This window comes from Companilactobacillus halodurans, from assembly GCF_009600985.1.
Lineage (GTDB): Bacteria > Bacillota > Bacilli > Lactobacillales > Lactobacillaceae > Companilactobacillus > Companilactobacillus halodurans.
Map to the genome: position 1 here is coordinate 1 of NZ_VDFP01000279.1, position 1,044 is coordinate 1,044.

At 35.4% G+C, this 1,044-nt stretch carries 2 protein-coding genes; both read left to right on the forward strand.

Annotated features, from left to right (window positions below):
* Positions 1–264, forward strand: a 264-nt coding sequence (locus FHL06_RS14155; RefSeq protein WP_153387300.1) for an HAD hydrolase-like protein, incomplete at its 5' end; no start/stop codon positions are given.
* A partial coding sequence (locus FHL06_RS14160) for a YdcF family protein (RefSeq protein WP_153387302.1) occupies positions 257–1,044 on the forward strand: 788 nt, incomplete at its 3' end. The genes FHL06_RS14155 and FHL06_RS14160, both read left to right, overlap by 8 nt.

Sequence of the window (1,044 nt, forward strand, 5' to 3'; positions counted from 1 at the left end):
TATGGTGCATCTGATGATGAAACTACTCGGAATACTAAAAAAGCTATTTTAGCTTATGGTATGAAAGATGCCCAAGCATCCTCAGCTAATTCACTAATGATTGGCGATCGTATGACCGACATGGAAGGAGGAGTTCAAAACGGTGTTCATACATTAGGCGTTACGTACGGCTTTGGAGATCATCAGGAATTAGCTGATTCTGGTGCTGATTACATCGTCGACAGCGTTACAAGTATTTCTGATGGAGTGAAATATTTTGAATAATTTTAATAACGAAGATATCAAGAATTTCAATCTCATAGGAAAGTTTTGTGGACCAAGAGACATTTCAAATTTAGATTCCCGTATTCTATTTTCTAAATACCAAATCACACAAGCTGATGTCTTCGTTCTTTTTGGAGGCTCCATTGTATACGGCGTAAATATCTTAGCCCAGGCAATTCAAAATAATATCGCTAAAAAGTACCTTATCGTTGGCGGTTTTGGTCATACAACAGCTTCTTTAATGCAAACGGCTAAAAAAACATTTCCAGAATTACCTGACAATATCACCAGCGAGGCTGAATTGTTTGCTATTATTTTAAAAAATCGTTTCAATTTAAAAGCAGATTTTTTAGAAATTGATTCTACTAACTGTGGCAATAATATAACTTATCTTTTGGATCTTTTAAAACAGCAGCAGATTGATTTTAAATCAATTATTCTGGCGCAGGACACTACAATGCAGCGACGAATGAGCGCTTGCCTACAGAAATATGTTTCCTCAGAAATAAAAATCATTAACTATGCTACCTATCAAACAAATTTGAAATTAAAATCAAATGAATTAACTTTTGATCACGACTATTTAGGCATGTGGTCGCCACAACGATATCAAACCCTACTGATGGGTGAAATGTCTAGGCTCACAGATAATCAATCTGGTTACGGTCCTAATGGAAAGAATTTTATTGTCCATGTTAATATTCCTGACGATGTTCAAAAAGCTTACTGCTCCCTAAAGCAAAAATACCCTAATATAAACCGGCCTAGCAACGTTTTATA